This window comes from Vibrio marinisediminis, from assembly GCF_014050145.1.
GTDB lineage: Bacteria > Pseudomonadota > Gammaproteobacteria > Enterobacterales > Vibrionaceae > Vibrio > Vibrio marinisediminis.
Genome location: NZ_JACFYF010000004.1, coordinates 103,865 through 128,808 on the forward strand (window position 1 = coordinate 103,865; position 24,944 = coordinate 128,808).

At 44.4% G+C, this 24,944-nt stretch carries 22 protein-coding genes and 1 riboswitch; of the genes, 11 read left to right on the forward strand and 11 right to left on the reverse strand.

Annotation, left to right across the window (positions count from 1 at the left end):
* Positions 1-21: 21 nt before the first annotated feature.
* Together H2O73_RS08850 and aat are read right to left on the reverse strand one after the other, a co-directional pair.
* Positions 22-720 carry an arginyltransferase gene (locus tag H2O73_RS08850; RefSeq protein ID WP_182108488.1) on the reverse strand — a complete coding sequence of 233 codons (699 nt, stop codon included), beginning with the start codon at positions 718-720 and terminating at the stop codon, positions 22-24.
* On the reverse strand, positions 717-1,439 hold the full coding sequence (aat, locus tag H2O73_RS08855; RefSeq protein WP_182108489.1) for a leucyl/phenylalanyl-tRNA--protein transferase: 723 nt from the start codon (positions 1,437-1,439) through the stop codon (positions 717-719). The genes H2O73_RS08850 and aat overlap by 4 nt, the downstream gene beginning before the upstream one ends.
* Before the next feature lie 18 nt (positions 1,440-1,457).
* On the opposite strand from aat, the gene H2O73_RS08860 reads away from it, so the two are divergent.
* Both H2O73_RS08860 and aroA read left to right on the forward strand, forming a co-directional pair.
* A complete protein-coding gene (locus tag H2O73_RS08860; protein ID WP_182108690.1) occupies positions 1,458-1,913 on the forward strand; it encodes an outer membrane lipoprotein in 456 nt (151 codons plus the stop codon).
* 149 nt (positions 1,914-2,062) lie between these two features.
* Positions 2,063-3,343, forward strand: coding sequence for a 3-phosphoshikimate 1-carboxyvinyltransferase (gene aroA, locus H2O73_RS08865; protein ID WP_182108490.1), 1,281 nt, complete (start codon positions 2,063-2,065; stop codon positions 3,341-3,343).
* 67 nt (positions 3,344-3,410) lie between these two features.
* Here the strand turns inward: aroA and H2O73_RS08870 are convergent, their stop codons facing one another.
* Positions 3,411-3,659: a YciN family protein gene (locus H2O73_RS08870; protein ID WP_182108491.1), complete on the reverse strand. Its 249-nt coding sequence runs from the start codon at positions 3,657-3,659 to the stop codon at positions 3,411-3,413.
* 476 nt (positions 3,660-4,135) lie between these two features.
* Here H2O73_RS08870 and topA point away from each other — a divergent pair, with 476 nt between their 5' ends.
* The 4 genes from topA (at position 4,136) to H2O73_RS08890 (ending at position 10,803) form a co-directional block, all read left to right on the forward strand.
* Complete coding sequence (gene topA / locus H2O73_RS08875; RefSeq protein ID WP_182108492.1) at positions 4,136-6,757, forward strand: type I DNA topoisomerase; 2,622 nt, start codon at positions 4,136-4,138, stop codon at positions 6,755-6,757.
* Positions 6,758-7,193: 436 nt separating this feature from the next.
* Positions 7,194-8,411 carry a glucose-1-phosphate adenylyltransferase gene (gene glgC, locus H2O73_RS08880; RefSeq protein WP_182108493.1) on the forward strand — a complete coding sequence of 406 codons (1,218 nt, stop codon included), beginning with the start codon at positions 7,194-7,196 and terminating at the stop codon, positions 8,409-8,411.
* On the forward strand, positions 8,401-9,858 hold the full coding sequence (glgA, locus tag H2O73_RS08885) for a glycogen synthase GlgA (RefSeq protein ID WP_182108494.1): 1,458 nt from the start codon (positions 8,401-8,403) through the stop codon (positions 9,856-9,858). Before glgC ends, glgA begins: the two co-directional genes overlap by 11 nt.
* 147 nt (positions 9,859-10,005) lie before the next feature.
* Complete coding sequence (locus H2O73_RS08890; protein WP_182108495.1) at positions 10,006-10,803, forward strand: alpha/beta fold hydrolase; 798 nt, start codon at positions 10,006-10,008, stop codon at positions 10,801-10,803.
* On the opposite strand, the gene H2O73_RS08895 is transcribed toward H2O73_RS08890, so the two are convergent.
* The 5 genes from H2O73_RS08895 to torD all read right to left on the reverse strand — a co-directional run bounded on the left by H2O73_RS08895 (position 10,781) and on the right by torD (position 14,777).
* Entirely contained in the window at positions 10,781-11,095 is a 315-nt protein-coding gene (locus H2O73_RS08895) for a putative signal transducing protein (protein ID WP_182108496.1), read from the reverse strand. The two genes, H2O73_RS08890 and H2O73_RS08895, sit on opposite strands and share 23 nt — an antisense overlap.
* 47 nt (positions 11,096-11,142) lie before the next feature.
* Positions 11,143-11,832: a TVP38/TMEM64 family protein gene (locus tag H2O73_RS08900; RefSeq protein ID WP_182108497.1), complete on the reverse strand. Its 690-nt coding sequence runs from the start codon at positions 11,830-11,832 to the stop codon at positions 11,143-11,145.
* Positions 11,833-11,976: 144 nt separating this feature from the next.
* Positions 11,977-12,570, reverse strand: coding sequence for a TfoX/Sxy family DNA transformation protein (locus H2O73_RS08905; RefSeq protein ID WP_182108498.1), 594 nt, complete (start codon positions 12,568-12,570; stop codon positions 11,977-11,979).
* 112 nt (positions 12,571-12,682) lie between these two features.
* A riboswitch (cyclic di-GMP riboswitch) is annotated at positions 12,683-12,766 on the reverse strand.
* Positions 12,767-12,916: 150 nt separating this feature from the next.
* Positions 12,917-13,921, reverse strand: a complete 1,005-nt coding sequence (gene purR, locus H2O73_RS08910) for an HTH-type transcriptional repressor PurR (protein WP_182108499.1) — start codon at positions 13,919-13,921, stop codon at positions 12,917-12,919.
* A 202-nt stretch (positions 13,922-14,123) separates the two neighbouring features.
* On the reverse strand, positions 14,124-14,777 hold the full coding sequence (torD, locus tag H2O73_RS08915; protein ID WP_182108500.1) for a molecular chaperone TorD: 654 nt from the start codon (positions 14,775-14,777) through the stop codon (positions 14,124-14,126).
* A gap of 239 nt (positions 14,778-15,016) precedes the next feature.
* Between torD and torR the strand changes: the two genes are divergently transcribed.
* Positions 15,017-15,727, forward strand: a complete 711-nt coding sequence (torR, locus tag H2O73_RS08920; protein ID WP_182108501.1) for a two-component system response regulator TorR — start codon at positions 15,017-15,019, stop codon at positions 15,725-15,727.
* 105 nt (positions 15,728-15,832) lie between these two features.
* Here the strand turns inward: torR and elyC are convergent, their stop codons facing one another.
* On the reverse strand, positions 15,833-16,636 hold the full coding sequence (gene elyC / locus H2O73_RS08925; RefSeq protein WP_182108502.1) for an envelope biogenesis factor ElyC: 804 nt from the start codon (positions 16,634-16,636) through the stop codon (positions 15,833-15,835).
* A 114-nt stretch (positions 16,637-16,750) separates the two neighbouring features.
* On the opposite strand from elyC, the gene cmoM reads away from it, so the two are divergent.
* From cmoM to mukB, 4 genes are read left to right on the forward strand one after another with little or no spacing between them, the layout of a single operon-like run.
* On the forward strand, positions 16,751-17,542 hold the full coding sequence (gene cmoM / locus H2O73_RS08930) for a tRNA uridine 5-oxyacetic acid(34) methyltransferase CmoM (protein WP_182108503.1): 792 nt from the start codon (positions 16,751-16,753) through the stop codon (positions 17,540-17,542).
* A 2-nt stretch (positions 17,543-17,544) separates the two neighbouring features.
* On the forward strand, positions 17,545-18,882 hold the full coding sequence (mukF, locus tag H2O73_RS08935) for a chromosome partition protein MukF (protein WP_182108504.1): 1,338 nt from the start codon (positions 17,545-17,547) through the stop codon (positions 18,880-18,882).
* The gene (mukE, locus tag H2O73_RS08940) at positions 18,863-19,582 is read left to right on the forward strand and encodes a chromosome partition protein MukE (protein ID WP_182108505.1); all 720 of its coding nucleotides are present in this window, start codon (positions 18,863-18,865) and stop codon (positions 19,580-19,582) included. Before mukF ends, mukE begins: the two co-directional genes overlap by 20 nt.
* The gene (mukB, locus tag H2O73_RS08945) at positions 19,579-24,036 is read left to right on the forward strand and encodes a chromosome partition protein MukB (protein WP_182108506.1); all 4,458 of its coding nucleotides are present in this window, start codon (positions 19,579-19,581) and stop codon (positions 24,034-24,036) included. The genes mukE and mukB overlap by 4 nt, the downstream gene beginning before the upstream one ends.
* A 56-nt stretch (positions 24,037-24,092) precedes the next feature.
* Here the strand turns inward: mukB and H2O73_RS08950 are convergent, their stop codons facing one another.
* Together H2O73_RS08950 and H2O73_RS08955 are read right to left on the reverse strand one after the other, a co-directional pair.
* On the reverse strand, positions 24,093-24,314 hold the full coding sequence (locus tag H2O73_RS08950) for a helix-turn-helix domain-containing protein (protein WP_182108507.1): 222 nt from the start codon (positions 24,312-24,314) through the stop codon (positions 24,093-24,095).
* Between the two features lie 11 nt (positions 24,315-24,325).
* Positions 24,326-24,859, reverse strand: a complete 534-nt coding sequence (locus tag H2O73_RS08955) for a DUF2975 domain-containing protein (RefSeq protein ID WP_182108508.1) — start codon at positions 24,857-24,859, stop codon at positions 24,326-24,328.
* Positions 24,860-24,944 lie beyond the last annotated feature (85 nt).

Here is a 24,944-nt window from a genome sequence, read left to right on the forward strand (position 1 = left end):
TTAGCAAAGTTGGGGCGTATTCTACCCTTGCCACGTTTGATTTACTAGCCTTTGATGCGGATGAAAGCGGACTTTGTAATTCATCGCGGGGCATTCATCTATCTGATAGCCGAGATATAACCACTGTTTCCCTTGCTCTCGGCAGTACTCAATTTGTATTAATACCCCTAATGTACCCAGTGATAGCGGGTAATCGGGGTCATAAAACGTATAGAACGAGCTGGCACTATTCGACATCAGGTCTGTTACCGCTATTGCGATTAATTTCTTATCGTCATAGAGGTGTAGATATTGAGTGTTTAGCCAATTACAGTGCGAAAATTGTTCAAAATTTTGTTGGTTTGGTGGGTACATTGTCCCTAAATGATGCCGAGCTTCGATATAACGTGCATATAAATCGTACCAATTTTCATCCATGGACTCTTTCAACTGCCAAGTGATCGAACTCGCTTTGTTCAGTAGGCGTTTCTGGCTGCGAGAAGGTTTGAATTGATGAGCGAAAACGCGAATCGGTTCGCAAGCATTACATTGTTCGCAAAGTGGCTTATAAATAGTATCACCACTGCGACGAAAGCCATTGGCGAGCAACACCTCATAGTTGGATGAGCTGTGTAGCGTTGGATCTAAGGCGACAGCCACACGCTCTTGGCGACCGGGAAGGTAGCTACACGGATGGTTATCGGTTAACCCAATTCTGATGTGTTGTAAATCAGAGCTCATTGTTGCTCCTCAACGGGTGACAGTAGCCATTGTGGTTGAAAACACGACTTGCCAATAGCTTCTTGCCTTAAGGATAGCAGGCTTTTGACAAATTCCTCTCGCGGTAATTCAAACGCGCCTAAAGATTGAGTGTGATCATTAAGTACTTGGCAATCAATAAGCTGCCCACCATATTGACGAAAGTGATGGCAGAAGTACCACAAGGCAATCTTAGAGGCATTGCTTTTAAGACTGAACATCGACTCTCCGCAAAAAAGTTGCCCCACTGAAATGCCGTATAACCCACCAATTAGCTGGTTTTCTTGCCATACTTCTACAGAGTGGCAAAGGCCTTGGGCAGCCAACTGCTTGTAGGCGTCTCGCATATCTTCGCTTAACCAAGTTTCCTCAGCCGTTCTCATTGCAGCACAATGGTCAATCACTTGCTCGGTGGCGAGGTTGATGCTTAATTGATATTGATGCTTACGTTGATATTTTTTGACACTTCTTGCCGGTTTAAAGGTCTTAGGATCAAAGACCGCGCGTGGCGATGGGCTCCACCACAAAATAGGTTCACCGGGTCCGTACCAAGGGAATATACCATTGTGGTAAGCTGTCATTAAACGTGCCACTGACAGGTCCCCACCGAAGGCAAGTAACCCATTGGGGTCGTCAAGTGCCTCAAACGGGGAAGGGAAGCTTAGTGTTTCACTGTCTAACTCTGTCAGATATATAGCCATTAAAGGAGTCGAAGTATGATGAAGAAGTGGGTATGGATATTATTGATTTTTCCTCTGTTTGCCAATGCAGCATATCAACGTAATGTTGCACGCCAAGTGAATGATGTGGTTTTTGGTCAAGTAGATTCGGTGCGCTATATGACACAACAAGATGTCGTTAAAGCTGAGAGCAATGGTTGGGAGACCTTACTAGGCGCAGTCGTTGGTGGTGTTATCGGTAACCAATTTGGTGGCGGAACAGGTCGAGAGGTGGCGACCGCGGTTGGTGCGGTTGCGGGAGCCAGTGTGGCGCGAAACAGATCAAATCAAAGCTATAGCGTTGAGTATCGTTTAGTTGAATTGCTGATCCAGACGGAAGATAAGCGCTTGATCAATGTAATTCAAGATGTTGATAGTCATATGATTTTCCAAAGTGGTGATCGAGTAAGAATTCTCTATTTTAATGACGGTGTTAGAGTCGACAGAGAGTATTAATCGAATCACTTTAACTGCGTTCCTCTTCGCCTTTAACTTAAAGCCAGATTAATTCTGGTTTTAAGCGAATTTTTTCGATAGTCTGAAACGACGAAGAATGTTTAATCATCTAGTAAGGATACTGGATGGGCAAGGAATAGTAGTTTTTGATGGAAAGCCTTACGTTACAACCAATCAATAAAGTCGATGGTGAGGTCAACTTACCGGGTTCAAAAAGTGTCTCAAACCGTGCTCTGCTTCTTGCGGCAATGGCTAAAGGGACAACACGTCTAACTAACCTTCTTGATAGTGATGATATTCGTCACATGCTTAATGCGCTGAGTCAATTGGGTGTCAGTTATACCCTTTCTGAAGATAAAACCGTTTGTGAAGTGATAGGTCTTGGTGGTGCATTTTCATCCGCTCAAGCAACCGAGCTGTTTTTGGGCAATGCGGGTACGGCAATGCGCCCCCTTGCGGCTGCGCTGTGCCTTGGAGAAGGTGAATTTGTTCTGACTGGCGAGCCTCGAATGAAAGAGCGACCAATCGGACACTTGGTGGATGCACTTCGCCAAGCGGGCGCACAGATTGAGTATCTTGAAAACGAGAACTACCCACCACTGAAGATCACCGGCAGTGGTCTCAACGGTGGTACAGTTGAAATTGATGGTTCAATTTCAAGCCAGTTCCTAACGGCTTTTTTGATGTCGGCTCCGTTAGCCAAAGACGATGTAACGATCAAAATCGTCGGGGATTTAGTTTCAAAGCCATACATCGATATTACGCTGCATATCATGGCTCAATTTGGTGTTGAGGTTGAAAACAGAAACTACCAAGAGTTTGTGATTAGAGCAGGGCAACACTATGTTGCAGCGGGTGATTTCCTTGTTGAAGGGGATGCATCATCAGCCTCGTATTTTCTTGCAGCGGCTGCAATAAAAGGTGGGGCAATTAAAGTCACTGGTATTGGTAAAAACAGTATTCAAGGTGATATTCAATTTGCGGATGCGTTAGAAAAAATGGGTGCGCAGATCGAATGGGGTGATGACTATGTTATTGCCCGTGTCGGTCAGTTAAAAGCGGTGGATTTAGATTTTAATCATATCCCTGATGCAGCGATGACGATTGCGACAACCGCTCTATTTGCTGAAGGCACAACAGCGATTCGTAACGTGTATAACTGGCGCGTGAAAGAGACTGACCGTTTAGCGGCGATGGCGACCGAATTGCGTAAAGTGGGCGCTGAAGTTGAAGAAGGTGAAGACTACATTATCGTCACGCCACCGACTCAATTAATGCATGCCGCGATCGATACTTATGATGATCATCGAATGGCAATGTGCTTCTCGTTGGTGGCATTAAGTGATACACCAGTGACGATTAATGACCCGAAATGTACCTCAAAAACATTCCCGGATTACTTCGAAAAGCTCGCTGATCTTAGCTGCTGATTAATTCGATAAATAACAAGTCATTAGATGTAAAAAGAGCCAGAAAAACTGGCTCTTTTTATTGTAATCAGTTCTCGAGTGTAAACTCTTTTGATAGGTGGTGCGCTAGGTATTTGAACATATTAAATACCGCAGTGGTATTGCTCGTTGGTAGCCCATTGTCATCGAGAAAATATTGACCTTTGAAAACCAAGACACCTTCTTTTTCTTCAACGCTGTCGGCTCGCATACCGTCAATATAATCATCGTGTGCTTGGATCACTTGGTTGGCGATCAGGAGTAGGTCAAATTGAGAAATTACTTTTTTACCGCTCATTATATGTACCTTACGCTTTCATTATTAGGCGAGATTGGCAGGGATTTTATCGCTTCGATACGCCGATTGCCAATGACTTGTGGCAAATAAGTTTTTTGTTATTCGAGTTAGTAATTTTGAATATTTTGGCTATTGTCCTGTAATAAAGAGAGAAAATGTTTTGTGACGGGCTACATAAATCTGTCTAATCCATTGGCGGAGATATTATTCACACGTTTAGTATGTGGCACTTCGAACGTGGGATACCCTTTTTAGATGGGGTTGATCACTATCACCGATACAGTCTAAGCATTGTAGTGAAACGATCTGACTAGTGAAGCGCGTAAGATCGATGATTTGTCGAGCAGTCAAAGTTGAATTTCAAAAAAGATATTGATCTTCTAGCAATCTCGCTCAATAGTAAAAAAAGAAGCAATGTTTTAAGTATGTTGTGCGTTAAATTCGCATCAGTCATTTAAAGGACACTAGAGTCAGTTATGGGTAAGTCACTCGTTATTGTGGAATCGCCAGCTAAGGCGAAGACCATCAATAAATATCTCGGTAAGGACTTCATCGTAAAGTCTAGTGTGGGTCACGTGCGTGATCTACCGACAGCAGGTCAAAGTACCGGCCAGAAAGCGGCAGCAGTATCAACCAAAGGCTTAAGTGCCGAAGATAAAGCGCGCGTTAAACAAGAAAAAGATCGCAAGTCGCTGATCAAAAAAATGGGCATCGACCCATACAATGGCTGGGAAGCAAATTACCAAGTGCTTCCGGGTAAAGAGAAAGTGGTTGCCGAACTGCAAAAACTCGCCAAAGACGCTGACTGCGTTTATCTCGCAACCGATTTGGACCGCGAAGGAGAAGCTATCGCATGGCACCTTCGTGAGATCATCGGTGGCGATGAAGAGCGATACAAACGTGTAGTATTTAACGAGATTACTAAGAACGCGATCCAGCAAGCTTTCGAAAGCCCTGGCGAGCTGAGTATGGATGGCGTTAATGCACAGCAAGCACGTCGTTTCATGGACCGTGTGGTGGGCTTTATGGTTTCACCGCTGCTATGGAAGAAAGTGGCACGTGGATTATCTGCGGGTCGAGTGCAGTCTGTTGCCGTGAAACTGTTGGTTGAGCGTGAGCGTGATATCAAAGCGTTTATCCCAGAAGAGTTTTGGGATATCCATGCAGACACGAAAACGCAAGACAAAACCGACTTTCGTTTGCAAGTGTCTCAGAAAGATGGCTCGGCGTTTAAGCCTGTAAACCAAGCTGAAACTTTGGCGGCTGTCTCTGTTCTTGAAAATGCAGCGTATGAAGTGTGTAAACGTGAAGACCGCCCGACATCAAGCAAGCCGTCGGCACCGTTTATCACCTCAACATTGCAACAAGCGGCGAGCACTCGTTTAGGCTACGGCGTTAAGAAAACCATGATATTAGCCCAGCGTCTCTATGAGGCGGGTTATATTACTTATATGCGTACAGACTCAACCAACCTAAGTTCTGAGGCTGTAGAAGCGTTACGTGGCTATATTGGCAGTGAATTTGGTGATGCTTACCTACCAGCAAAAGCGATTGTCTACGGTAGCAAAGAGGGCGCGCAAGAGGCGCACGAAGCCATTCGTCCTTCTGATGTAAACGTAAAAGCCGAAGACCTACAAGGTATGGAAGCTGACGCTCACAAAATTTACTCGTTGATCTGGAATCAATTTGTTTCGTGTCAAATGACACCTGCGCAGTACGACTCAACCACAGTGAGCGTAAAAGCGGCAGAGTACACATTGAAAGCTAAAGGTCGCATTCTTAAGTTTGATGGTTGGACTCGTGTTCAACGTCCGCTTGGTAAGAATGAAGACCAGATCCTGCCTGCGGTACAAGTTGGCGATAAGCTCGATATGATTGCGCTTGATCCAAAGCAGCATTTTACTAAGCCACCGGCACGTTACACCGAAGCGGCATTGGTTAAAGAGCTTGAGAAACGTGGTATTGGTCGTCCATCGACTTACGCGTCAATCATCTCAACTATCCAAGACCGTGGTTATGTGAAAGTGGAACAGCGCCGTTTCTACGCAGAGAAAATGGGCGAAATCGTTACCGACCGATTGGATGGCAGCTTCCTTGAATTGATGAACTACACGTTCACATCTCGTATGGAAGAGAAGCTTGACCAAATCGCAACAGGTGATGCTGATTGGAAGTCAGTTCTAGATAACTTCTTTACTGATTTCTCAGGTGATCTTGTTAAAGCTGAACAAGACGAAGAGCTGGGTGGCATGAAGCCAAATCATATCGTTTATACCGATATTGAGTGCCCAACATGTTCTCGCCCTATGGGCATTCGCACGGCTTCAACCGGCGTTTTCCTAGGTTGTTCAGGCTACGCCTTGCCACCAAAAGAGCGTTGTAAGACAACCATTAACCTTGGTGACGAAGAAGGCATCATCAATGTTCTCGAGGAAGACGTAGAAACCGCGGCATTGCGCGCGAAGAAGCGTTGTCCTATCTGTGAAACAGCGATGGATGCTTACCTAATTGACGATACGCGTAAACTGCACGTGTGTGGTAACAACCCGAACTGTGAAGGTTACGTGGTTGAGTTTGGTGAGTACAAAGTAAAAGGTTATGACGGTCCGCTTGTCGAGTGTGATAAATGTGGCAACGACATGGTGCTGAAAAATGGTCGTTTTGGTAAATACATGGATTGCACTAGCGAAACATGTAAAAACACCCGTAAGATCTTAAAAAATGGCGAAGTTGCGCCACCAAAAGAAGATCCGGTGCATTTGCCAGAATTACCGTGTGAAAACTCAGATGCTTACTTTGTGTTACGTGACGGCGCATCAGGTCTATTTTTGGCGGCAAGTACTTTCCCTAAATCACGCGAAACTCGCGCTCCATTAGTGGAAGAGCTAAAACGCTTCAAAGATCGTATTTCAGCGAAGTTCCATTACCTAGCTGATGCACCTGAGAAAGATCCAGATGGTCTGCCTATGGTGGTTCGCTTTAGCCGTAAATCGAAAGAGAATTATGTTCGCTCTGAGGTTGATGGTAAGCCATCAGGCTACACGGCACTTTACATTGACGGTAAATGGGAAGTGACCGACAAGCGTAAGAAAAAGTAATCTCAAATGTTTAAATAAAAAGCAGCGATCCTCGCTGCTTTTTTTGTGCCTGCAATTTACCCAATTGTTTACTTTTGCGCCTTTTCTTTGAAATGCGCGGTAAAGTAACAAAAATGACATTAACAAGGGGTAAAGTGATAGTGATTATTGTTTGCTTAAGTCATGGCTCTGTTTTGCGAGTGTTATCAAATTGTGGTGGTGCGGGGCTGTAGTGTGAGCTAGCTCAGGTGATTGCTAAGCAATTAGTGAGCATTCGACAGTATCTAGTATTAAAAATTGTAATCTTTATTAGATGCGATAATTTATAACAAACGGCTGCAAATAATAATGGAATGGATCCAAATAAAAATGGCAGTCGTTCAGGCTATGCCTATCTAGGGATAACAGTGCCAGCAATTGGCACTGAATGATAAAAAATAATATGGAGTAATAACCAATGGCTGGTGTTTTAGGTATGATCCTTGCTGGTGGAGAGGGTTCAAGACTTCGTCCGCTCACAGAGTCTCGCAGCAAACCTTCGGTTCCGTTTGGCGGGAGCTATCGCCTTATTGATTTCGCGCTTAATAATTTCGTCAATGCCGATCTGATGCGCATTTACGTGCTCACACAATTTAAATCACAATCTCTGTTCCATCACATGAAGAAAGGATGGAACATCAATGGGATCACTGACAGATTTATCGATCCTATTCCTGCTCAAATGCGCACTGGTAAACGTTGGTACGAAGGTACAGCGGATGCAATCTACCAAAACCTACGTTTCATGGAACTCGCAGAACCTGATCAAGTGTGCATCTTTGGTTCTGATCATATTTACAAAATGGATATCAAACAGATGCTTGATTTCCATAAACAAAAAGAAGCCGCACTAACTGTATCAGCGCTTCGTATGCCATTGTCACAAGCGTCTCAATTTGGTGTTATTGAAGTGGATACTGATGGCCGCATGGTCGGCTTTGAAGAAAAGCCTGCTAATCCTAAAGCGATTCCTGGTGATCCTGAGCATGCCCTTGTCTCAATGGGTAACTACGTATTCGAAGCTCCGGTTTTATTTGCAGAGTTGATCGAAGATGCCGACATCCCAGATTCTACCCATGATTTTGGCAAAGACATTATTCCTAAGATGTACCCGCGTGGTGACGTTTTTGTCTATGACTTTAGTACCAACCACATTACCGGTGAACGAGAAGAAGTTTATTGGCGTGATGTAGGTACGATTCATGCCTACTGGGAAGCGCATATGGATTTGTTGAAAAAAGATGCGCCTTTTTCACTCTATAACCGCAAATGGCCGCTGCATACTTACTACCCACCATTGCCGCCAGCAACGTTTACTGATTGCGATAACGGCCGTGTACAGATCATTGATAGCTTAGTGTGTAATGGCAGCTTAGTGCGAGGCTCTCGCATTGAGAAATCAGTATTAGGCTTCCGCAGCAATATTGCATCAGCGTGTGATATTACTGAGAGTATCTTACTTGGTGATGTGAAAATCGGCGAAGGTTGTGTGTTGCGCCGAGTGATCATCGATAAGAACGTCGATATTGCACCGGGTGTTCAGATTGGTGTCAATCTGAAAGAAGATCGTAAGCACTTCCATGTTTCTGATGAAGGTATTGTGGTGATCCCGAAAGGAGCGCGTGTTGGCTATTAACCCGTTATCAATTTTATTTGTCGCTTCCGAGGTGGAAGGGTTGATTAAAAGTGGTGGCTTGGCTGATGTCGCTAAAGCATTGCCTCAGGCGCTTGATGCGTTAGGGCAAGATGTAAGAGTAACCTTACCGGGTTATCGTAAAATTAAGGCGCTGGAAGAGGCGCCTATCGCTTTAGAAACTCATTTGGACCATTGGCCTCATACACCATACAAAGTACGTCAGCTCGCGATAGGCGAGGTGACAGTGTATGCAATAGAGTGTGATCACTATTTCGCACGGAATGAAATGTACTCAGAGTACAATCAAGCCTATGCCGATAACGGTGAGCGCTTCTCTTTCTTTAGCGCTGCGTGTTTAGATATGCTGCCTAAACTGCAATTCCAGCCTGATATTATTCATGCGAATGATTGGCATACTGGCTTTGTGCCGTATCTCCTTAAGCACCGTTATGCTGAGTTCCCGTTTTTTGCTCACACCAAGAGCATTATATCGATACACAATGCGGTGTTTAAAGGGGTGTTTAGCTTTGATGAACTACCAACCTTACCGGAAATGCAAGGACGATATGCGCCGGATGCAGCTGTCAGTGCCACTCATGTCACCATGCTGAAAGCAGGGGTCATGACAGCGGATAAAGTGAACGCCGTTAGCCCCACGTATGCTGAAGAGTTGAAAACGGAACTCGGTAGCCATGGTATGGCAAAAGAGTTCCGTGCTCGAGCGCATGATTTGGTGGGGATCCTTAATGGTTGTGACTACAGCGATTGGAACCCGTCTACTGACGATTTTCTACCGGAAAAATATCACGCTGAGATGTCAAGCATGCTCGCTGGTAAGGCGGCATGTAAGCAAGGGCTCCAGCAGCGAGTTGGGTTGCCAGAAAGAGATGTTGCCGTGTATGGCATGGTCTGTCGTCTAACGAGCCAAAAAGGTGTTCACTACTTACTGCCAATACTAGAGCGGTTTCTTAAACTGGATGCTCAATTGGTTATTGTTGGCACAGGGGATCCAATACTCGCTACTCAACTTGCTGAAATTGCCGCTTGCCACAGTGACAAATTTGCCTTTGTTGAAGCATACAGCAATGAGTTAGCTCATTTAGTCGAAGCGGGCTCTGATTTCTTCTTGATGCCTTCTGAGTTTGAGCCATGTGGTCTTAATCAAATCTATAGTATGGCGTATGGGACATTACCTATAGTGCGAGCTGTTGGTGGATTAAAAGACAGCGTGGTGGATTACGACATAGCACCGGAATCGGCAACAGGGTTTGCTTTTATCAATCCAGAGCCGATTGAGCTACTGAGTGTAATGCAACGTTCATTACTGTTCTATTTGCAGCAAAAAGATGAAATGGAAAGAATGCAACTTTACGCAATGCAGCAGAAGTTTTGCTGGAAAGAGGCGGCAAAGGAGTATTTAGCCCTGTATCGAAGTGCTCTCAATTAGTGAAGGTTAACAGAAAGGCATCAATTGATGCCTTTTATTACATTTTTCTCGTCTCAAACGCTCATAAACTGATATAAGCTCAGTTAAGCTGAAGCAACTTTGTGTTAGGCTTTCTGTCTTCTAGCACAATTAATTCCAACCGCATAAATGAGTAATGCTTTGCTGTTTCATAAAACCTATCTTCATCCAACCAGCAGTGAATGGGTTGTTTTCGTTCATGGCGCTGGTGGCAGTTCCTCTATCTGGTTCAAGCAGATAAAAGCGTACAAAGAGCACTTTAATCTGGTGTTGATTGACTTGCGTGGTCATGGAAAATCCAGTCAATTACTAAAAGAGTTGATGACGAGTCGCTATACCTTTAAAGCCGTTACCCTCGATATTTTGCAAGTACTTGATCACCTTAAAATCCAGTCGGCACATTTTGTTGGAATGTCACTGGGGACGATCATTGTGCGCAATATTGCGGAGTTGGCTGCTGAGCGAGTTAAATCAATGGTACTTGGCGGTGCTGTTACTCGTCTGAATACGCGTTCTCAGTTTCTCGTTACCGTAGGCAACGCCTTTAAACACATAGTGCCTTACATGTGGTTGTACAGCCTATTTGCGTATATTGTTATGCCGCAGAAGACGCAGAAACAATCTCGTCATTTGTTCATCAGAGAAGCGAAGAAACTATGTCAGAAGGAGTTCAAGCGCTGGTTCCGATTGGCTTCGGAAGTGAACCCTTTGATGGGATATTTTAAAGATAGAGAGTTACCGATCCCGACCTTGTATTTAATGGGTGACCGGGACTATATGTTTATTAAACCGGTTAAAGAGATGGTGGCAGCACATAGACAAAGTCGCTTACTCGAAATCGCCAACTGTGGTCACGTGTGTAATATTGAGCGTCCGGATGAGTTCAACCAACACTCAATCCAATTTATTCAGCAACAGATTCGCTAGAACTGCACTGCCAGCATAGTGCGAATTGCCCTTCATTGATTTCATCGCATACTGGACACCGCCAAGAGGGTTCGGTATGCGGCTGTTCAAACTGTTTAATTAATAGTGTGGCTTGGGGTGATTTGTCTAACTCTAACAACCATACGTGAGGCTCGCTAGTCTCACCAAACGGCACTTCACCTTGCAAGCCAAATATACCTTCACCTCTTACCTCGCAATCAATGTTATGAGAGCGCAAAAGCTCACAGACGATGTGAGCTTGAGGTGGGTTAGCTGCGCTGTATATCTTCACTAAATGTCTCCATTCATGTTCTTTTCGCTTCCTGTTCTCTTTCTGAGTTAGGCTTCTTTTTGGGAGTGGGGAGTGCGTCTGTATTTGCTCATTAACCACTTAGCAATAATAGGGAACAAGCCAAGTAGTGCAAACGATACGAGTACCGAAGGTGACACAATGCCTGATAAGCTATCGATCTGCGCCAGTTGTGTACCTGCATTAAGGTAGACGGCCGTGCCTGGCAACATCCCAATTTGGCTGACTAAGTAAAAGCGAGCGGTGGTGATAGGTGTTAAGCCCATGAGTAGGTTGATTAAGAAAAATGGGAAGACGGGGATCAGGCGTAATGAAAAAAGGTAAAATGCACCATCTTTGGCGACGCCTTGGTTGATGGCATTAAGCTTGTCACCAAATTTACTCTGAACCCAATCTCGCAGTAGGAAACGACTGCTGAGAAAAGCCAGAGTTGCCCCTAACGTACTGGCAAAAGAAACCAGTAATAGACTGGTCCAAAAACCAAATAAGGCGGCACCAAGTAGAGTCACAACAGCCGCTCCTGGTATGGAAAACGCAGTAATGGCGACATAAGCTAGAAAGTAGCTCACCGCAGCAAGAACAAAATTCTGCTCAATGAAGTCAGCCAAAGCGGCCTGTTGTGCTTTGGCATTTTCTAATGTGAGCTGATCACCAAATTGAGTGATTAATAGCGCGATTAATGCAATTAAAGCAATGCCAATAACAAGCTTCTTGTTCATCTTTGTTCTCCTTTAATACCGAGCGATGGAAGTGCTGATGCCACGTATTAGGCTGGGTATTCATTTTATATCTTGTTGAATAAGAACCTCAAAGCAAAGAAAAAATTTCATAAAAAAAGCCAGCGATTATCGCTGGCTTAAAGTCTAATGATGTAATCTGGCTATCAATTCATCTCGTCGAGATTGTGGAACCACAGACCAGTGAGTCCCTTTGATTGCGCCCTCAAGGGACCATAATAATTCAAGGCTAACCTCACTTACATGAGTGTCTCGAATGGCTTTATAAGCCTCTAGAGACCCTGCTTCTTCGAGTTGAGCGACATTGTCGATGCCTGCTTTCTTGAGCATGCGTTCAGTCGCTAAACGTAAGTTTGGTAAATCTTTAATGCGAGTTGGTTTTGTTTCCGCTTGAGTTGATTTTTCACTTTGTGCCTGAGTCAGCGCTTCGCGAGCAACTTGCAGAGTTTTATCGCAATCGTTGTACCATGCATCGCTTAATGCGAAGTACTTGGTCACAACAGGAAACCCACGCTTATGATACACGTACGGTTCTAGTCCTTGTTGTTTAAACTGTTTTGCGAGAGTGCGATCGGCACGAATATGAAGCTTATCTTGCACGACTAGGGCAAACATTGTTTCGTCTGCGAAAATCCCAAACCCACCAAACATAGAGCGAGATTTAATACGACCTAGTGGCTTAAATAGCCTCATTGAGTCTTTAAGTATTGGTTTATCCATTCAGTACTTTCTCGGTGTATGTGTATATAAATACGCCACCAAATCAGGTCCGAGAGAATAGCAGCTAATGCAGAAATCTGGAGAGTAATCCGTTAACGTGTGCATTTCTACCATCGGTAACCCCGCTGCCTTACAAGAATGTTTAGGCCGGTGGCTTTGCGTCCCATCTTTTCAGAATGGTTTGCCCTGTGCGTGACTTAATTTGCTTTGCTAAAGATTAAATTACTTCGCTATAGAAGTATTACCGTACTATGAGATAATTGTGATCTTAATGCAAGAATAAACTTGTTTCCAAGTACAATAGCTGATGGAATGACCAGCAGCTATTGTTATAGGAATCATCTAGTTAGTTGATTTTTGCAACAGTAGAGCGTTCAACGATTTCCGGATGCATTTCAAAAACGCGTTTGTCATGCTCTTTATCTTTAATGCGTTCAAGTAAGATCTCAAAAGCATTTTTACCGACACGGCGCTTTGGTTGGTGCACAGTTGTCAATGGTGGTGAGAAGTACTCAGCCAATTCGATATTATCGTAACCTATCACAGACATATCTTCAGGAACGCGAATGCCTTTCTGCTGTAGACGGCTCATCAAACCTAGGGCCATGGTGTCGTTGAAACAGAAAATTGCCGTTGGACGCTTATCCATAGCAACGATTTTATCCGCAGCCAATACCGCAGTGTCACATTCGAAGTTGCCTTCAAGAATCCAGTCTTCGTCAACCGCTAAGTTTGCTTCAGCCATTGCACGTTTGAAGCCTTGAATACGTTCTTGGCATGCCGCCTTCTCAAAGTGACCGCTCAAGCAGGCAATATCAGTGTGACCATGCTCAATAAGGTATTTAGTCGCGAGGTAGCCGCCTTCTTCCGAGTTATCGATGATTTTGTCAGCTTGTGAGCTTTCAGGACCCCAATCCATAACAACTTTAGGAATGTCTTTGTGGCGGTCAAGCATTTCGCTCAGCTCTTCCGTTAGGTCAGAACACATAACCAAAATACCATCAACACGCTTTTCAGCTAGCATGCGAATGTAGTCGCGTTGTTTCTCGTAGATGCCACCAGTATTACAAAGGATCAATGTATAGCCTTGGCGGTAGCAGTAGCTTTCGACACCGTCGATCACTTCAGAGAAAAATAGGTTTGTTGACTGTGTTACCAACATACCAATGGTGCGTGTGGTGTTGCATTTTAGGCTACGAGCAACCGCACTAGGTGCGTAATTCAGCTCTTGTACGGCTTCCATCACTCGCTCTTGCGTTGTTTCGGCAACAAAGCGAGTTTTGTTAATCACGTGTGAGACTGTTGTGGTTGAAACGCCAGCAAGGCGAGCAACGTCTTTTATAGTGGCCATAAGGTATGATCCTATTTATAGCTGCCACGTAGCTATTCACATTCTTGAATAAATTGGCAGGAAGTATTAGAAATACAAAAACCGCTTTATGACAGCGGTTTATACTTGTTTGAACTTTTTTTATCGTTTGCGGCTACGATTTTAGACCGCATTGTCGCCAGTAGCAAACGAAAAACCCTTCTCATTCAATGAGAGAGGGTATTTAGCTCTCTTCACCAACCAGATAGTCACAATCTAGCTCAAGGAATGCTACTAGTAGTGAAGCAACCGCAGAGTAGAAACCAAATGAATCTAATGTTTGACTCTTGGCGGTGAACCTAGGAACCCAGTTAAGAATATGTTGACGAATAAACGCTTCTTGCTCAATCAACGCCTCATTTAGATGGCGCTCTTGCTCAAGTTCATTTGAGCGAATGATCATATTGCCAAGTAGGTCGAGTTCAATCGCAATATGGTCAGCCGGTTCATTCATCTCTTTATTAACCGCAACGCCGTGCTTAGTTAGAAGCGCTTCCATTTCTCGTGCGGGTTCATCATGCAATAAGCCAGTTTTGCCCACGTACATTGATGCGTAAGGCAGTGCCGATTCTTTGTCTGACTTTAAAAACAAGTCACAGAAGTCAGCCGCAAGTTCAAGTTGTCCATCTTCACGATCGATTTGACGGTTTAGCGCGTCAACTAATCTTTCAACCGCTGGTTTTAGCGTAGGATTTTCACCAAGACCTGATAGAAAGCTGCGGATTTCAGGGCTTTGGTATTGTTCGAGTTCTACTTGCGTCAGTTCTTTGGCAAACAAACTAGAAAACCACCAGTAAATCTCAGCACGTTTTTCATTAAATGCTTTTAGTTCTTGCATCTGACAATGCTCCAAGTTTTTGTACTGTTAGTATTTTAGCGAAGAAAAATGAATAGCGATAACGTATATTGTGATTAAATGGGTCATAAAATGGCAAATTGTTAACAAGTGGGCTAGGTTTGTCTTGAATCAATAAAAAATCATCTTTCTTGATTTTAATATAACAAATACTAGAAATGTTACGACTTATGAATAGAATACACTTGAAATTAATTCCCAATGTAAATTAAGTGGTTTAGATGAGCTATCACGTATTAGTTGTAGAAGATGATGCGGTCACTCGCAGTAAGCTAGTTGGCTACTTTCAAAATGAAGGTTACACAGTCAGCGAAGCTGAAAGCGGCGAGCAGATGCGCAGCATGCTACAAAATCATTCGATCGACTTAGTCATGCTAGACATCAATCTTCCTGGCGAAGATGGTTTGATGTTAACGCGAGAGTTACGCAGTCAATCGGACATTGGAATTATCCTGGTAACAGGACGCACGGATAGCATTGATAAAATCGTTGGTCTAGAGATGGGCGCAGACGATTATGTGACAAAACCGTTCGAACTTCGCGAACTATTAGTGCGTGTGAAAAACTTGCTGTGGCGTATTTCGTCAGCTCGCAATGCAGGCACGATTGCTGATCAAAAAAATGACACCAATGTGGTGCGTTTTGGTGAATGGATGTTTGATATTCAGCGCCGAGCACTCAGCCGCAATGGTGAACCGGTGAAACTGACTAAAGCAGAGTATGAACTATTGGTTGCTCTGTCTTCGTACCCGAACCAAGTGCTTAGCCGTGAACGCATTTTGAACATGATTAGCCACCGCGTAGATGCGCCAAACGATCGCACTATCGACGTTCTTATTCGTCGTATGCGTGCCAAAATGGAGTTTGATCCAAAGAACCCGCAGATTTTTGTGACGGTTCACGGTGAAGGCTACATGTTTGCAGGTGACTAGTCCTTTTAGGTTTAGACCGTATTAAATAAAAAAACCGAAGCTTTGGCTTCGGTTTTTTTATTGCTCATAGATTGGCAATGATTATTTGCCAATCCAACGACAGCGCTACACTTTGCTTTGTGACGCTTCGATACTTTGTTCTTCGTAATCGGATGCCCAGTTACGCAAGCTCTGCCAAATTCGCCCAAGAGTCTCGTGCCAATAACGTTCCGTTTGCTCAAGGTAAATTGCTTTTGGTGTGTATTTACTCCAGAACTGATGGATTTTGTCTTGTGCGAGGTAGTTGGTTGGCGCTGGGTATGGGTCTAAGCCTGCCGAGTGAAACTCGTTAAGAGCGCGTTTCATATGGCTTGCTGACGTTACTAACACCACTTCTTTACGTTTCACAAATGCCGCCGCTTGGCGTGCTTCTTCCCATGTATCTTTGGCGGTTTCTAACAAAATGATGTCAGATTTAGAGACGCCAAGTGCCAATGCGACTTTTGCCATCATTCGCGCATTACTGACTTCAGTGCCACCGGCATAACCCGATAAAATAAGCTTCGAACCTGGGTAGGTGCGCATAATACGTATCCCTTCGGACAAACGCATTAATGCGGTACGGCTTAGCTCTGACGTTGGCGGAATTTGATCGTCGACCACATGCCCACTGCCCAGCACCATAATGTAATCAATCGATTTGTCGACTGGCAAAAAGGCGGTGTACTGGCGCTCAAGAGGCATCAATAGGCGAGAAGCGACCGGTTGGAAAGAAATTAGGAAGATTCCAATAAAAGAAAAGAGTACCACGAAACAGCCTGTCTTCTGTTTTCGCGTAAACATAATTAACATTAAACCCAAAAAACCTATGATCAGCAGCGCTGGTAAAGGCATGAGCAAAGAAGAAAAGACTTTTTTCAGCTCAAACATACTTAAATAGTCCGAAAAAACACCAGTTGATTATAAATTGAGAGAAACCCTCTTTATATCTGCCTTTCTTGTGACAGAATAGCAGCACGATTAGACATAATAACCCAAGCCGCTGTGACTGAAGACCGTAATTTCGACGATATTGCCCACAAATTTGTAAAAAACATTTATGGTTCTGACAAAGGTGAGATTCGCCAAGTAATTGTTTGGCAAGATCTTGAACAAGCACTCACCATGCTACAGAGTGACCAACGCAGCCTAGAAATACTTGATGCCGGCGGTGGTCTGGCTCAAATGTCGCAAAAAATAGCCGAGCTCGGACATCAGGTCGCGCTATGTGATCTATCTTCTGAAATGCTCCAGTTGGCGAAACAGGACATCGAGTCCAATGGTTTGCTCGACAACTACCGTTTTATCCATTCTCCAGTGCAAGCGATCGCAGAGCATATGGACGCGCCCGTTGATATGGTGATGTTCCATGCGGTAATGGAGTGGTTGGTTGATCCTAAAACCGCGCTAGAAACCGTACTTGAGCAAGTTAAGCCAGGCGGTATTGCCTCGGTAATGTTTTATAACCACCACGGTTTGGTTTATAAGAATGTCGTTTGTGGCAACCTTCCTCATGTATTAGAGGGAATGCCGCATCGCAAACGTTTTAAGTTACAACCACAGAAAGGCTTAGTGCCTGAAGACGTGTATCAGTGGATTGAGAACGCAGGCTATGAGATCTGCGGTAAATCTGGCATTCGTTGTTTCAGTGATTACATCGGTAACCGAATGAACATGGGCGAATATCAGTTTGAAGATGTATTGGCACTTGAAGAAAAACTTTGTCGTCAAGAGCCATACCTCTCATTAGGTCGATACATTCATGTATGGGCAAAAAAGAAAGAGAAACAGGAATAACAATGAGTGAGATGACTCTCAATGTTGCTGAGCAGCCTATCGATGAATTGGTTGGTTGGGTTAAGCAGCATGATTTCTCATTGAATCTAACAAGCGAAAGGTTGGCTTTTCTTATCGCGATTGCGGTATTAAGCAATGAAAGATTTGATGAAGAATTGGGTGAAGGTGAACTCCATGATGCGTTTACAATCGTCACTCGATTATTTGAAGATACCGGCGAAGCGTCAGCATTTCGTGCCAACAATGCGATAAATGAGATGGTAAAACAGCGTTTAATAAGCCGTTTTACCAGTGAAATGAATGACGGTGTGAGTATTTACCGTCTCTCTCCTTTAGCGATTGGTATTACGGATTACTACGTGCGTCATCGTGAGTTCTCTAAGCTCAAACTGTCGATCCAGCTATCGATGGTTGCCGATGAAATGGCGAAAGCGATTGAAGCGGCGCAAAAGGGTGGAACTCCAGGACACTGGAAAAAGAACGTATACGGGGTATTGAAGTACTCAGTAGGCGAGATTTTTGATCAAATTGATCTTAACCAGCGTGTGATGGACGAGCAACAGCAGTCGGTCAAAATACAAATTGCCGAACTACTGAATAAAGATTGGCGTGAAGCGATTAATAACTGTGAGGCGTTACTCTCTGAAACGTCAACCACACTGCGTGAGCTGCAAGATACTTTGCAGGCCGCAGGAGATGAGTTACAAACGCAGATCCTCGATATCCAAGAGTTGGTGTACGGTGACGATGAACTGGATTTCATCGATGAGACTTTATTTGGCTTACAGATGAAACTCGACCGCATCACTCGCTGGGGACAACAAGCCATCGATCTATGGATTGGCTACGATCGCCATGTGCACAAGTTCATCCGTACCGCGATTGATATGGATAAGAACCGTGCCTTCAGTACGCGTCTGCGCCAATCAATGAAAGACTACTTCGATATGCCTTGGTATCTCACTTATGCCGATGCAGAGCGTTTGATCGACCTTCGTGACGAAGCGTTAGTGCTGCGTGATGATGAGGTGACGGGCCATGTGCCAATGGAAGTAGAATACGAAGAATTTCAACAAGTCAATGATGAGCTGTCAGAGCGCATTGGAGAAATGCTTAAGATTCATAAGCAGCACGGTACTCCAATCGATCTCGGCGTGGTGCTACGTGATTACCTAGCGCAACACCCACGAACTCATCACTTTGATTTAGCCCGAATCGTGGTCGATCAAGCTGTGAAATTAGGCTATTCCGAATCGGATTACCACGCAGTGCAGCCAGACTGGCAAGCGATTAACGAATTTGGTGCAAAGGTACAAGCAAATGTCATCGACAGATACTAATGAATACATGTCAGAGAATCTGGCAAAAGCAATTTCTAACCCTCTCTTTCCAGCGCTAGATAGCATGCTACGTGCTGGTCGTCATGTCTCCAGTGAAGACTTAGATAACCATGCGTTGCTGACGGATTTTGAAACCGAATTGGCGCTATTTTATCAGCGTTACAATACCGAGCTAGTTAAAGCGCCTGAGGGTTTTTTCTACCTTCGTCCTCGCTCTACTTCGTTAATTAGTCGTAGCGTTCTTTCGGAACTCGATATGCTAGTGGGTAAGGTATTGTGTTTTCTTTACCTAAGCCCAGAGCGCTTGGCGCATGAAGGTATTTTTACCAACCAAGAGCTCTACGAAGAGCTGATCCAGTTAACTGACGAAACCAAGTTAATGAAGTTGGTAACTCATCGCGCGACAGGTTCTGATCTCGACAAAGAAAAACTGTTTGAAAAAGTACGTACTTCACTACGCCGTCTGCGTCGTTTAGGCATGATCATCAATATTGGTGAAACCGGTAAATTCCGTATTAGCGAAGCGGTATTCCGCTTTGGGGCGGATGTACGAGTTGGCGACGATGTGCGTGAGGCTCAACTACGTCTGATCCGAGATGGTGAAGCAGTAGTGCACACCAAAGAGCCTAGCCAAGGCAGCTTACTAAATGATGACGATCAGCAAGAACAAGAGCACGATGAAATTGAGGGTGAAGCATGATTGAACGTGGTAAATACCAATCTCTAACCATGATCAACTGGAACGGCTTCTTCGCACGTACTTTTGATATTGATGGTCTAGTAACAACGCTTTCTGGCGGTAATGGTGCGGGTAAGTCAACCACCATGGCGGCGTTTATTACCGCTCTTATTCCAGACCAAACACTACTGCATTTCCGTAATACAACCGAAGCAGGTAGCAGCCAATCATCTCGCGATAAAGGCTTGTACGGTAAATTACAACCGGGCGCCTGTTATGCGGCATTAGATGTGGTCAACTCGCGTAACCAGCGTTTATTGTTTGCGGTAAAACTACAGCAAGTGGCGGGTCGTGATAAGAAAGTAGATATCAAACCTTTCGTTATTCAAGGCTTACCAAGTGATGTAAAACCAACAGATGTGCTGATTGAAAGCGTTTCTGACACGCAAGCTCGTGTGCGTCAAATCAATGAAGTGAAAGAGAGCGTTGCTCAGTATGAAGGCGTGCAATTCAAAGCCTTCCCTTCGATTGTGGATTACCACGCGCAAATGTTTGAATTCGGTGTGATTCCGAAGAAGCTGCGTAACTCTTCTGATCGTTCTAAGTTTTACCGCTTAATTGAAGCTTCGCTATACGGTGGTATTTCCAGTGCCATTACCCGTTCGTTACGCGATTACTTACTACCACAAAATGGTGGCGTGAAGAAAGCATTCCAAGATATGGAATCAGCGCTGCGTGAAAACCGCATGACGCTAGAAGCAATTAAAACCACGCAAACTGACCGTGATTTGTTCAAACACTTAATCACAGAATCAACCAATTACGTTGCTGCTGATTACATGCGTCATGCCAATGATCGCCGCAATAAGTTAGATCAAACCATGAAGTTGCGTGGTGAGCTATTTGGTTCTCGTCAAAGCCTGATTGAGCAAAACTCACTACTTAACCGCGTTCATGAAGAACTTGAAATGCTGGTCGAGAGTGAAGCGGCGCTAGAGCAAGATTACCAAGCCGCGTCTGACCACTTGCAATTGGTACAAAACGCACTACGCCAACAAGAAAAAATTGCACGCTATCAAGAAGATTTAGAGCAGCTTAGTGAGCGCCTAGAAGAGCAATTGATGGTTGTTGAGGAAGCGCAAGAGCGCGTTCTGATGGCGGAAGAACAATCGACGGTTGCCGAAAATGAAGTTGATAGCCTGAAAACACAATTGGCTGACTATCAACAAGCGTTGGATATGCAGCAAACTCGTGCGCTGCAATACCAGCAAGCGGTTCAAGCGTTGGATAAAGCCAAGCAATTGCTGAGCGATGATTCGTTAACGGCAGAATCTGCGCAAGCTTTGGTTGTTGAACTGAAAAACCGCGAAGCCGGTAATACTACGACTTTGCTAGCGCTTAAGCATAAGTTGGATATGTCTTCAGCAGCGGCGCAGCAATTTGAAACCGCTTTAAAACTGGTGACGAGCATTGTTGGTTCTGTTGAGCGTAGCCAAGCTTCGGTTGAAGCTAAGTCTGCCATTGTTCAGGCACGTGAAGCGAAACAGCTCAACGAGAATGAACCACAGTGGCGTGCGCAGCATCGTGACTTAGAGCGTAGCTTAACTCAGCAGCGCCAGGCGCGTGAGTTAGCACAAGAGTACCAAAAGCAGCACAACGTCGAGCTAAGTGATGAGCTGAGTTTTGAACAAGAGCGTGAGCGTCATAGTGCGCAAATTGAATCACTCGAGTTTTCTCAAGAAGAAGTGCGCGAGCAACGCAGTGATCAGCGCCGCCTAGAGCAAGATGCGAATGCACAAATCAATAAACTTGAAGCGATAGCGCCAACGTGGATTGCGGCAAGTGATGCACTCGAAAGCCTGAAAGAGCAAAGCGGTGCTGATTTGTATGACAGCCAAGCGGTAATGTCACAAATGCAGCAAGTGCTGGAGCAAGAGAAACAGCAATCTATCACTAAAGATAAATTGGCTGAGCGTCGTAGCTTCCTTGATGGTGAAATTGAACGTTTAGCCTCTCCAGGTGGTTCAAACGATCCTCGTCTAAAAGGCTTGGCGGATACGCTAGGTGGTGTATTACTGTCTGAAATTTACGACGATATCACTATTGATGATGCACCATATTTTAGTGCGATGTACGGTCCTGCGCGTCATGCGATAGTTGTTTCTGATCTATCAGGTATCGAAGAGAAACTGGTTGAACTGGATGACTGCCCAGAAGACTTGTACATCATTGAAGGCGATATTGATGCCTTTGATGACAGCACATTTGATGCTGAAGAGTTAGAAGGCGCAGTTTGTGTTCGTTTGAATGACCGTCAAATGCGTTATTCTCGTCTTCCTGAGATCCCATTATTTGGTCGTGCGGCGCGTGAACAGCGTTTAGAGCTATTGCGCAATGAGCGTGAAGAAGTGGTTGAGAAACACGCTAAAGCGGCGTTTGACTCGCAGAAGCTTCAACGTTTGTACCAAGCGTTCAATAACTTCGTGGCGAAACACATTCAAGTGGCGTTTGAGGCTGATCCGGAACAAATGCTACAGCAGGTTCGTGATAAGCGTAACCAAGTTGTACGTGTTCTTGCAGAACTTGAAGGTAAAGAGCAGCAACAGCGAGCTCAATTGCTGACTAGCAAACAAGCGATTACCTTACTTGATAAGCTCGCACCAACGATGCGATTCATTGAAGATGACACGCTAGCCGCACGTTTTGCTGAAATCGAAGAAAAATTGGCGCAGGTTTCTCAAGCGAAAGCATTTTTAGCTCAACACGGTAAAACAGTTGAAGCACTTGAGAAAGTTGTAGGTGCACTAGAGGCAGACCCTGAGCAATTTGAAGCACTAGAAGCTGAGTACCAGAGTGCGGATCAACAGCTACAAACGTTGAAAACGCAAATATTTGCCTTGTCTGACTTAGTAGAGCGCCGCCATTATTTTGCTTACTCAGATTCGGTAGATCTGCTCAATAAAAGTAGTGAGCTCAGTGAACAGCTAAAAGCGAAACTCGTGCAAGCGGAGCGACTACGTGCGCGTAATCGTGATGAGCTAAAGCAATCACAAGATCAAATGAACCAATACAACCAAGTGTTGGCGTCGTTGAAGAGTTCGCACCAAGCAAAACAAGAAACAGTTCAAGAGTTTAAACAAGAGTTGCAAGAGTTTGGTGTGACCGCTGATGAAGGCTCAGCAGAGCGTGCGCAGCGCCGTCGTGATGAGTTGCAAGAGCGTCTACACACTTCTCGTGGGCGTAAGAGTGGCTACGAACGTACGATCACCTCAACAGAGCTCGAGATGAAAGCGCTGGCTAAGCGCATGAAGAAAGTACAAAAAGAGTACACGGAATTGCGTACCTTTGTGGTAGCAGCCAAAGCAGGTTGGTGCTCAGTACTTCGTTTAGCTCGTGAAAATGACGTCGAGCGTCGTTTGCATAAGCGTGAACTCGCTTATATGTCTGCGTCTGAGCTACGCTCAATGTCAGATAAATCGTTGGGTGCATTGCGTCTAGCTGTTGCGGATAACGACGACTTACGTGACTCACTGCGTCTATCAGAAGATACCGCATATCCAGAGCGTAAAGTACTGTTCTATATTGCAGTTTACCAGCACCTTCGTGAGCGTATTCGCCAAGATATTATTCGCACTGACGATCCGGTAGAAGCGATTGAAGAGATGGAAGTCGAGTTGGCTCGTCTAACGGAAGAGTTGACTCAACGTGAAAACCGTCTTGCAATTAGCTCTGAATCGGTTGCGAGCATTATTAAGAAAACGATCCAACGCGAGCAAAACCGAATCCGTATGCTAAACCAAGGTTTATCTAACATTGGTTTTGGTCAGGTTAAAGGTGTGCGCTTAAATGTGAAGATCCGTGAAAGTCATGAAGTCTTACTGCATGGTTTAGCAGCGCAACAAGATCAACACAAAGATCTGTTTGAAAGCACTCGCTTCACCTTCTCAGAAGCAATGGCGAAACTGTTCCAGCGTGTTAACCCGCATATTGATATGGGTCAGCGTTCACCACAAGTTCTGGGTGAAGAGCTACTGGATTACCGAAACTACCTAGAGCTGAGCGTGGAAGTAAACCGTGGTTCGGATGGTTGGTTACAAGCTGAGTCTGGTGCTCTTTCAACAGGTGAAGCGATTGGTACTGGTCAGTCAATTCTATTGATGGTTGTGCAAAGTTGGGAAGAAGAGTCTCGCCGCTTGCGCAGCAAGGACATTGTGCCATGTCGTCTATTGTTCCTTGATGAAGCCGCGCGTTTGGACTCAACATCAATCTCAACCCTGTTTGAGCTTTGTGACCGTCTTGATATGCAGCTACTTATTGCCGCACCTGAGAACATCAGCCCAGAGAAAGGCACCACCTACAAACTGGTGCGTAAGGTGTTTAAGGATCATGAGCATGTACACGTAGTGGGTTTACGTGGCTTTGGTCAAACAGACAAAATGAAAAGTGATGTTCAAGAGTTGATTGAAGAGATCTAGCAATATCGCTCTAGCAAAATAAAAAGGCTACCTTCGGGTAGCCTTTTTTAATCCATTTATTCTGTGTCTGTTGACTCAGCAACGTATTCTAAAATATCGCCGGGTTGGCAATCTAAGTGTTTACAAATACTTTCTAATGTCGCGAGCTTTACAGCTTTGGCTCGACCGTTTTTGAGCACAGATAAATTTTGCTCTGTAATGCCAATACGTGCAGCGAGTTCATTCGACCGCATTTTTCGCTTGGCGAGCATAACGTCTAAATTAATGATGATAGGCATAAAAAATCACTTTAAATAGTCAGAGTTTGTTCGTCGTATAAACCTTTTGCTTCACTCATTACTTTGGCGATCAGTCGAATAATAATTGCAGTGACAAGTAGCATGATGTCGCCATCTGAAATATCAAAATAAAAATTCATCTCTTCGTTTTGAAATGTCAGTGCTGGTCCTAGCAATAGCCCGTCAAGAATGCCCGCAAAAACAAATAGGATAAGGTAATTTGCAATCTGTTTGTAGCAGGCAACATTTTCAACAGTAAATATCAAACCAGAACGATAGAGACGAAATAGCTTGATCAATTGCCAGAGCATCAGTGATGTAATCAACACGGTAATATTAGTAACCAAGAAGCCCAATATTGTCGCACTGGTATCTAATGGTAATTGATGTTCAAAAGGCAGTTGAGTCACAAAATTGCCATTGCCATCACTCAATGCAGTATTGAACCAAATAAAGGCATTAAAGAGCGGGTTGAGAATTAAGACCAGCCATAAGCAAACTAACAAGCGTTGGCTTAAAGTACGAATTCCTTCGATGTTGTTCATCAGTAATCTCCTGTTTAAGACGGAGAGATAGTAATAACACGAGAAGTTTTTTGCAATAATTAATTATCGTAAAACGATAATTAAT

Bases quoted from the DNA above. Each gene is read 5' to 3' on its own strand.
- H2O73_RS08850 (WP_182108488.1), bottom strand. From the start codon at position 720: ATGAGCTCTGATTTACAACACATCAGAATTGGGTTAACCGATAACCAT.
- aat (WP_182108489.1), bottom strand. From the start codon at position 1,439: ATGGCTATATATCTGACAGAGTTAGACAGTGAAACACTAAGCTTCCCT.
- H2O73_RS08860 (WP_182108690.1), top strand. From the start codon at position 1,458: ATGAAGAAGTGGGTATGGATATTATTGATTTTTCCTCTGTTTGCCAAT.
- aroA (WP_182108490.1), top strand. From the start codon at position 2,063: ATGGAAAGCCTTACGTTACAACCAATCAATAAAGTCGATGGTGAGGTC.
- H2O73_RS08870 (WP_182108491.1), bottom strand. From the start codon at position 3,659: ATGAGCGGTAAAAAAGTAATTTCTCAATTTGACCTACTCCTGATCGCC.
- topA (WP_182108492.1), top strand. From the start codon at position 4,136: ATGGGTAAGTCACTCGTTATTGTGGAATCGCCAGCTAAGGCGAAGACC.
- glgC (WP_182108493.1), top strand. From the start codon at position 7,194: ATGGCTGGTGTTTTAGGTATGATCCTTGCTGGTGGAGAGGGTTCAAGA.
- H2O73_RS08890 (WP_182108495.1), top strand. From the start codon at position 10,006: ATGAGTAATGCTTTGCTGTTTCATAAAACCTATCTTCATCCAACCAGC.
- H2O73_RS08900 (WP_182108497.1), bottom strand. From the start codon at position 11,832: ATGAACAAGAAGCTTGTTATTGGCATTGCTTTAATTGCATTAATCGCG.
- H2O73_RS08905 (WP_182108498.1), bottom strand. From the start codon at position 12,570: ATGGATAAACCAATACTTAAAGACTCAATGAGGCTATTTAAGCCACTA.
- purR (WP_182108499.1), bottom strand. From the start codon at position 13,921: ATGGCCACTATAAAAGACGTTGCTCGCCTTGCTGGCGTTTCAACCACA.
- torD (WP_182108500.1), bottom strand. From the start codon at position 14,777: ATGCAAGAACTAAAAGCATTTAATGAAAAACGTGCTGAGATTTACTGG.
- torR (WP_182108501.1), top strand. From the start codon at position 15,017: ATGAGCTATCACGTATTAGTTGTAGAAGATGATGCGGTCACTCGCAGT.
- elyC (WP_182108502.1), bottom strand. From the start codon at position 16,636: ATGTTTGAGCTGAAAAAAGTCTTTTCTTCTTTGCTCATGCCTTTACCA.
- mukF (WP_182108504.1), top strand. From the start codon at position 17,545: ATGAGTGAGATGACTCTCAATGTTGCTGAGCAGCCTATCGATGAATTG.
- mukE (WP_182108505.1), top strand. From the start codon at position 18,863: ATGTCATCGACAGATACTAATGAATACATGTCAGAGAATCTGGCAAAA.
- mukB (WP_182108506.1), top strand. From the start codon at position 19,579: ATGATTGAACGTGGTAAATACCAATCTCTAACCATGATCAACTGGAAC.
- H2O73_RS08950 (WP_182108507.1), bottom strand. From the start codon at position 24,314: ATGCCTATCATCATTAATTTAGACGTTATGCTCGCCAAGCGAAAAATG.
- H2O73_RS08955 (WP_182108508.1), bottom strand. From the start codon at position 24,859: ATGAACAACATCGAAGGAATTCGTACTTTAAGCCAACGCTTGTTAGTT.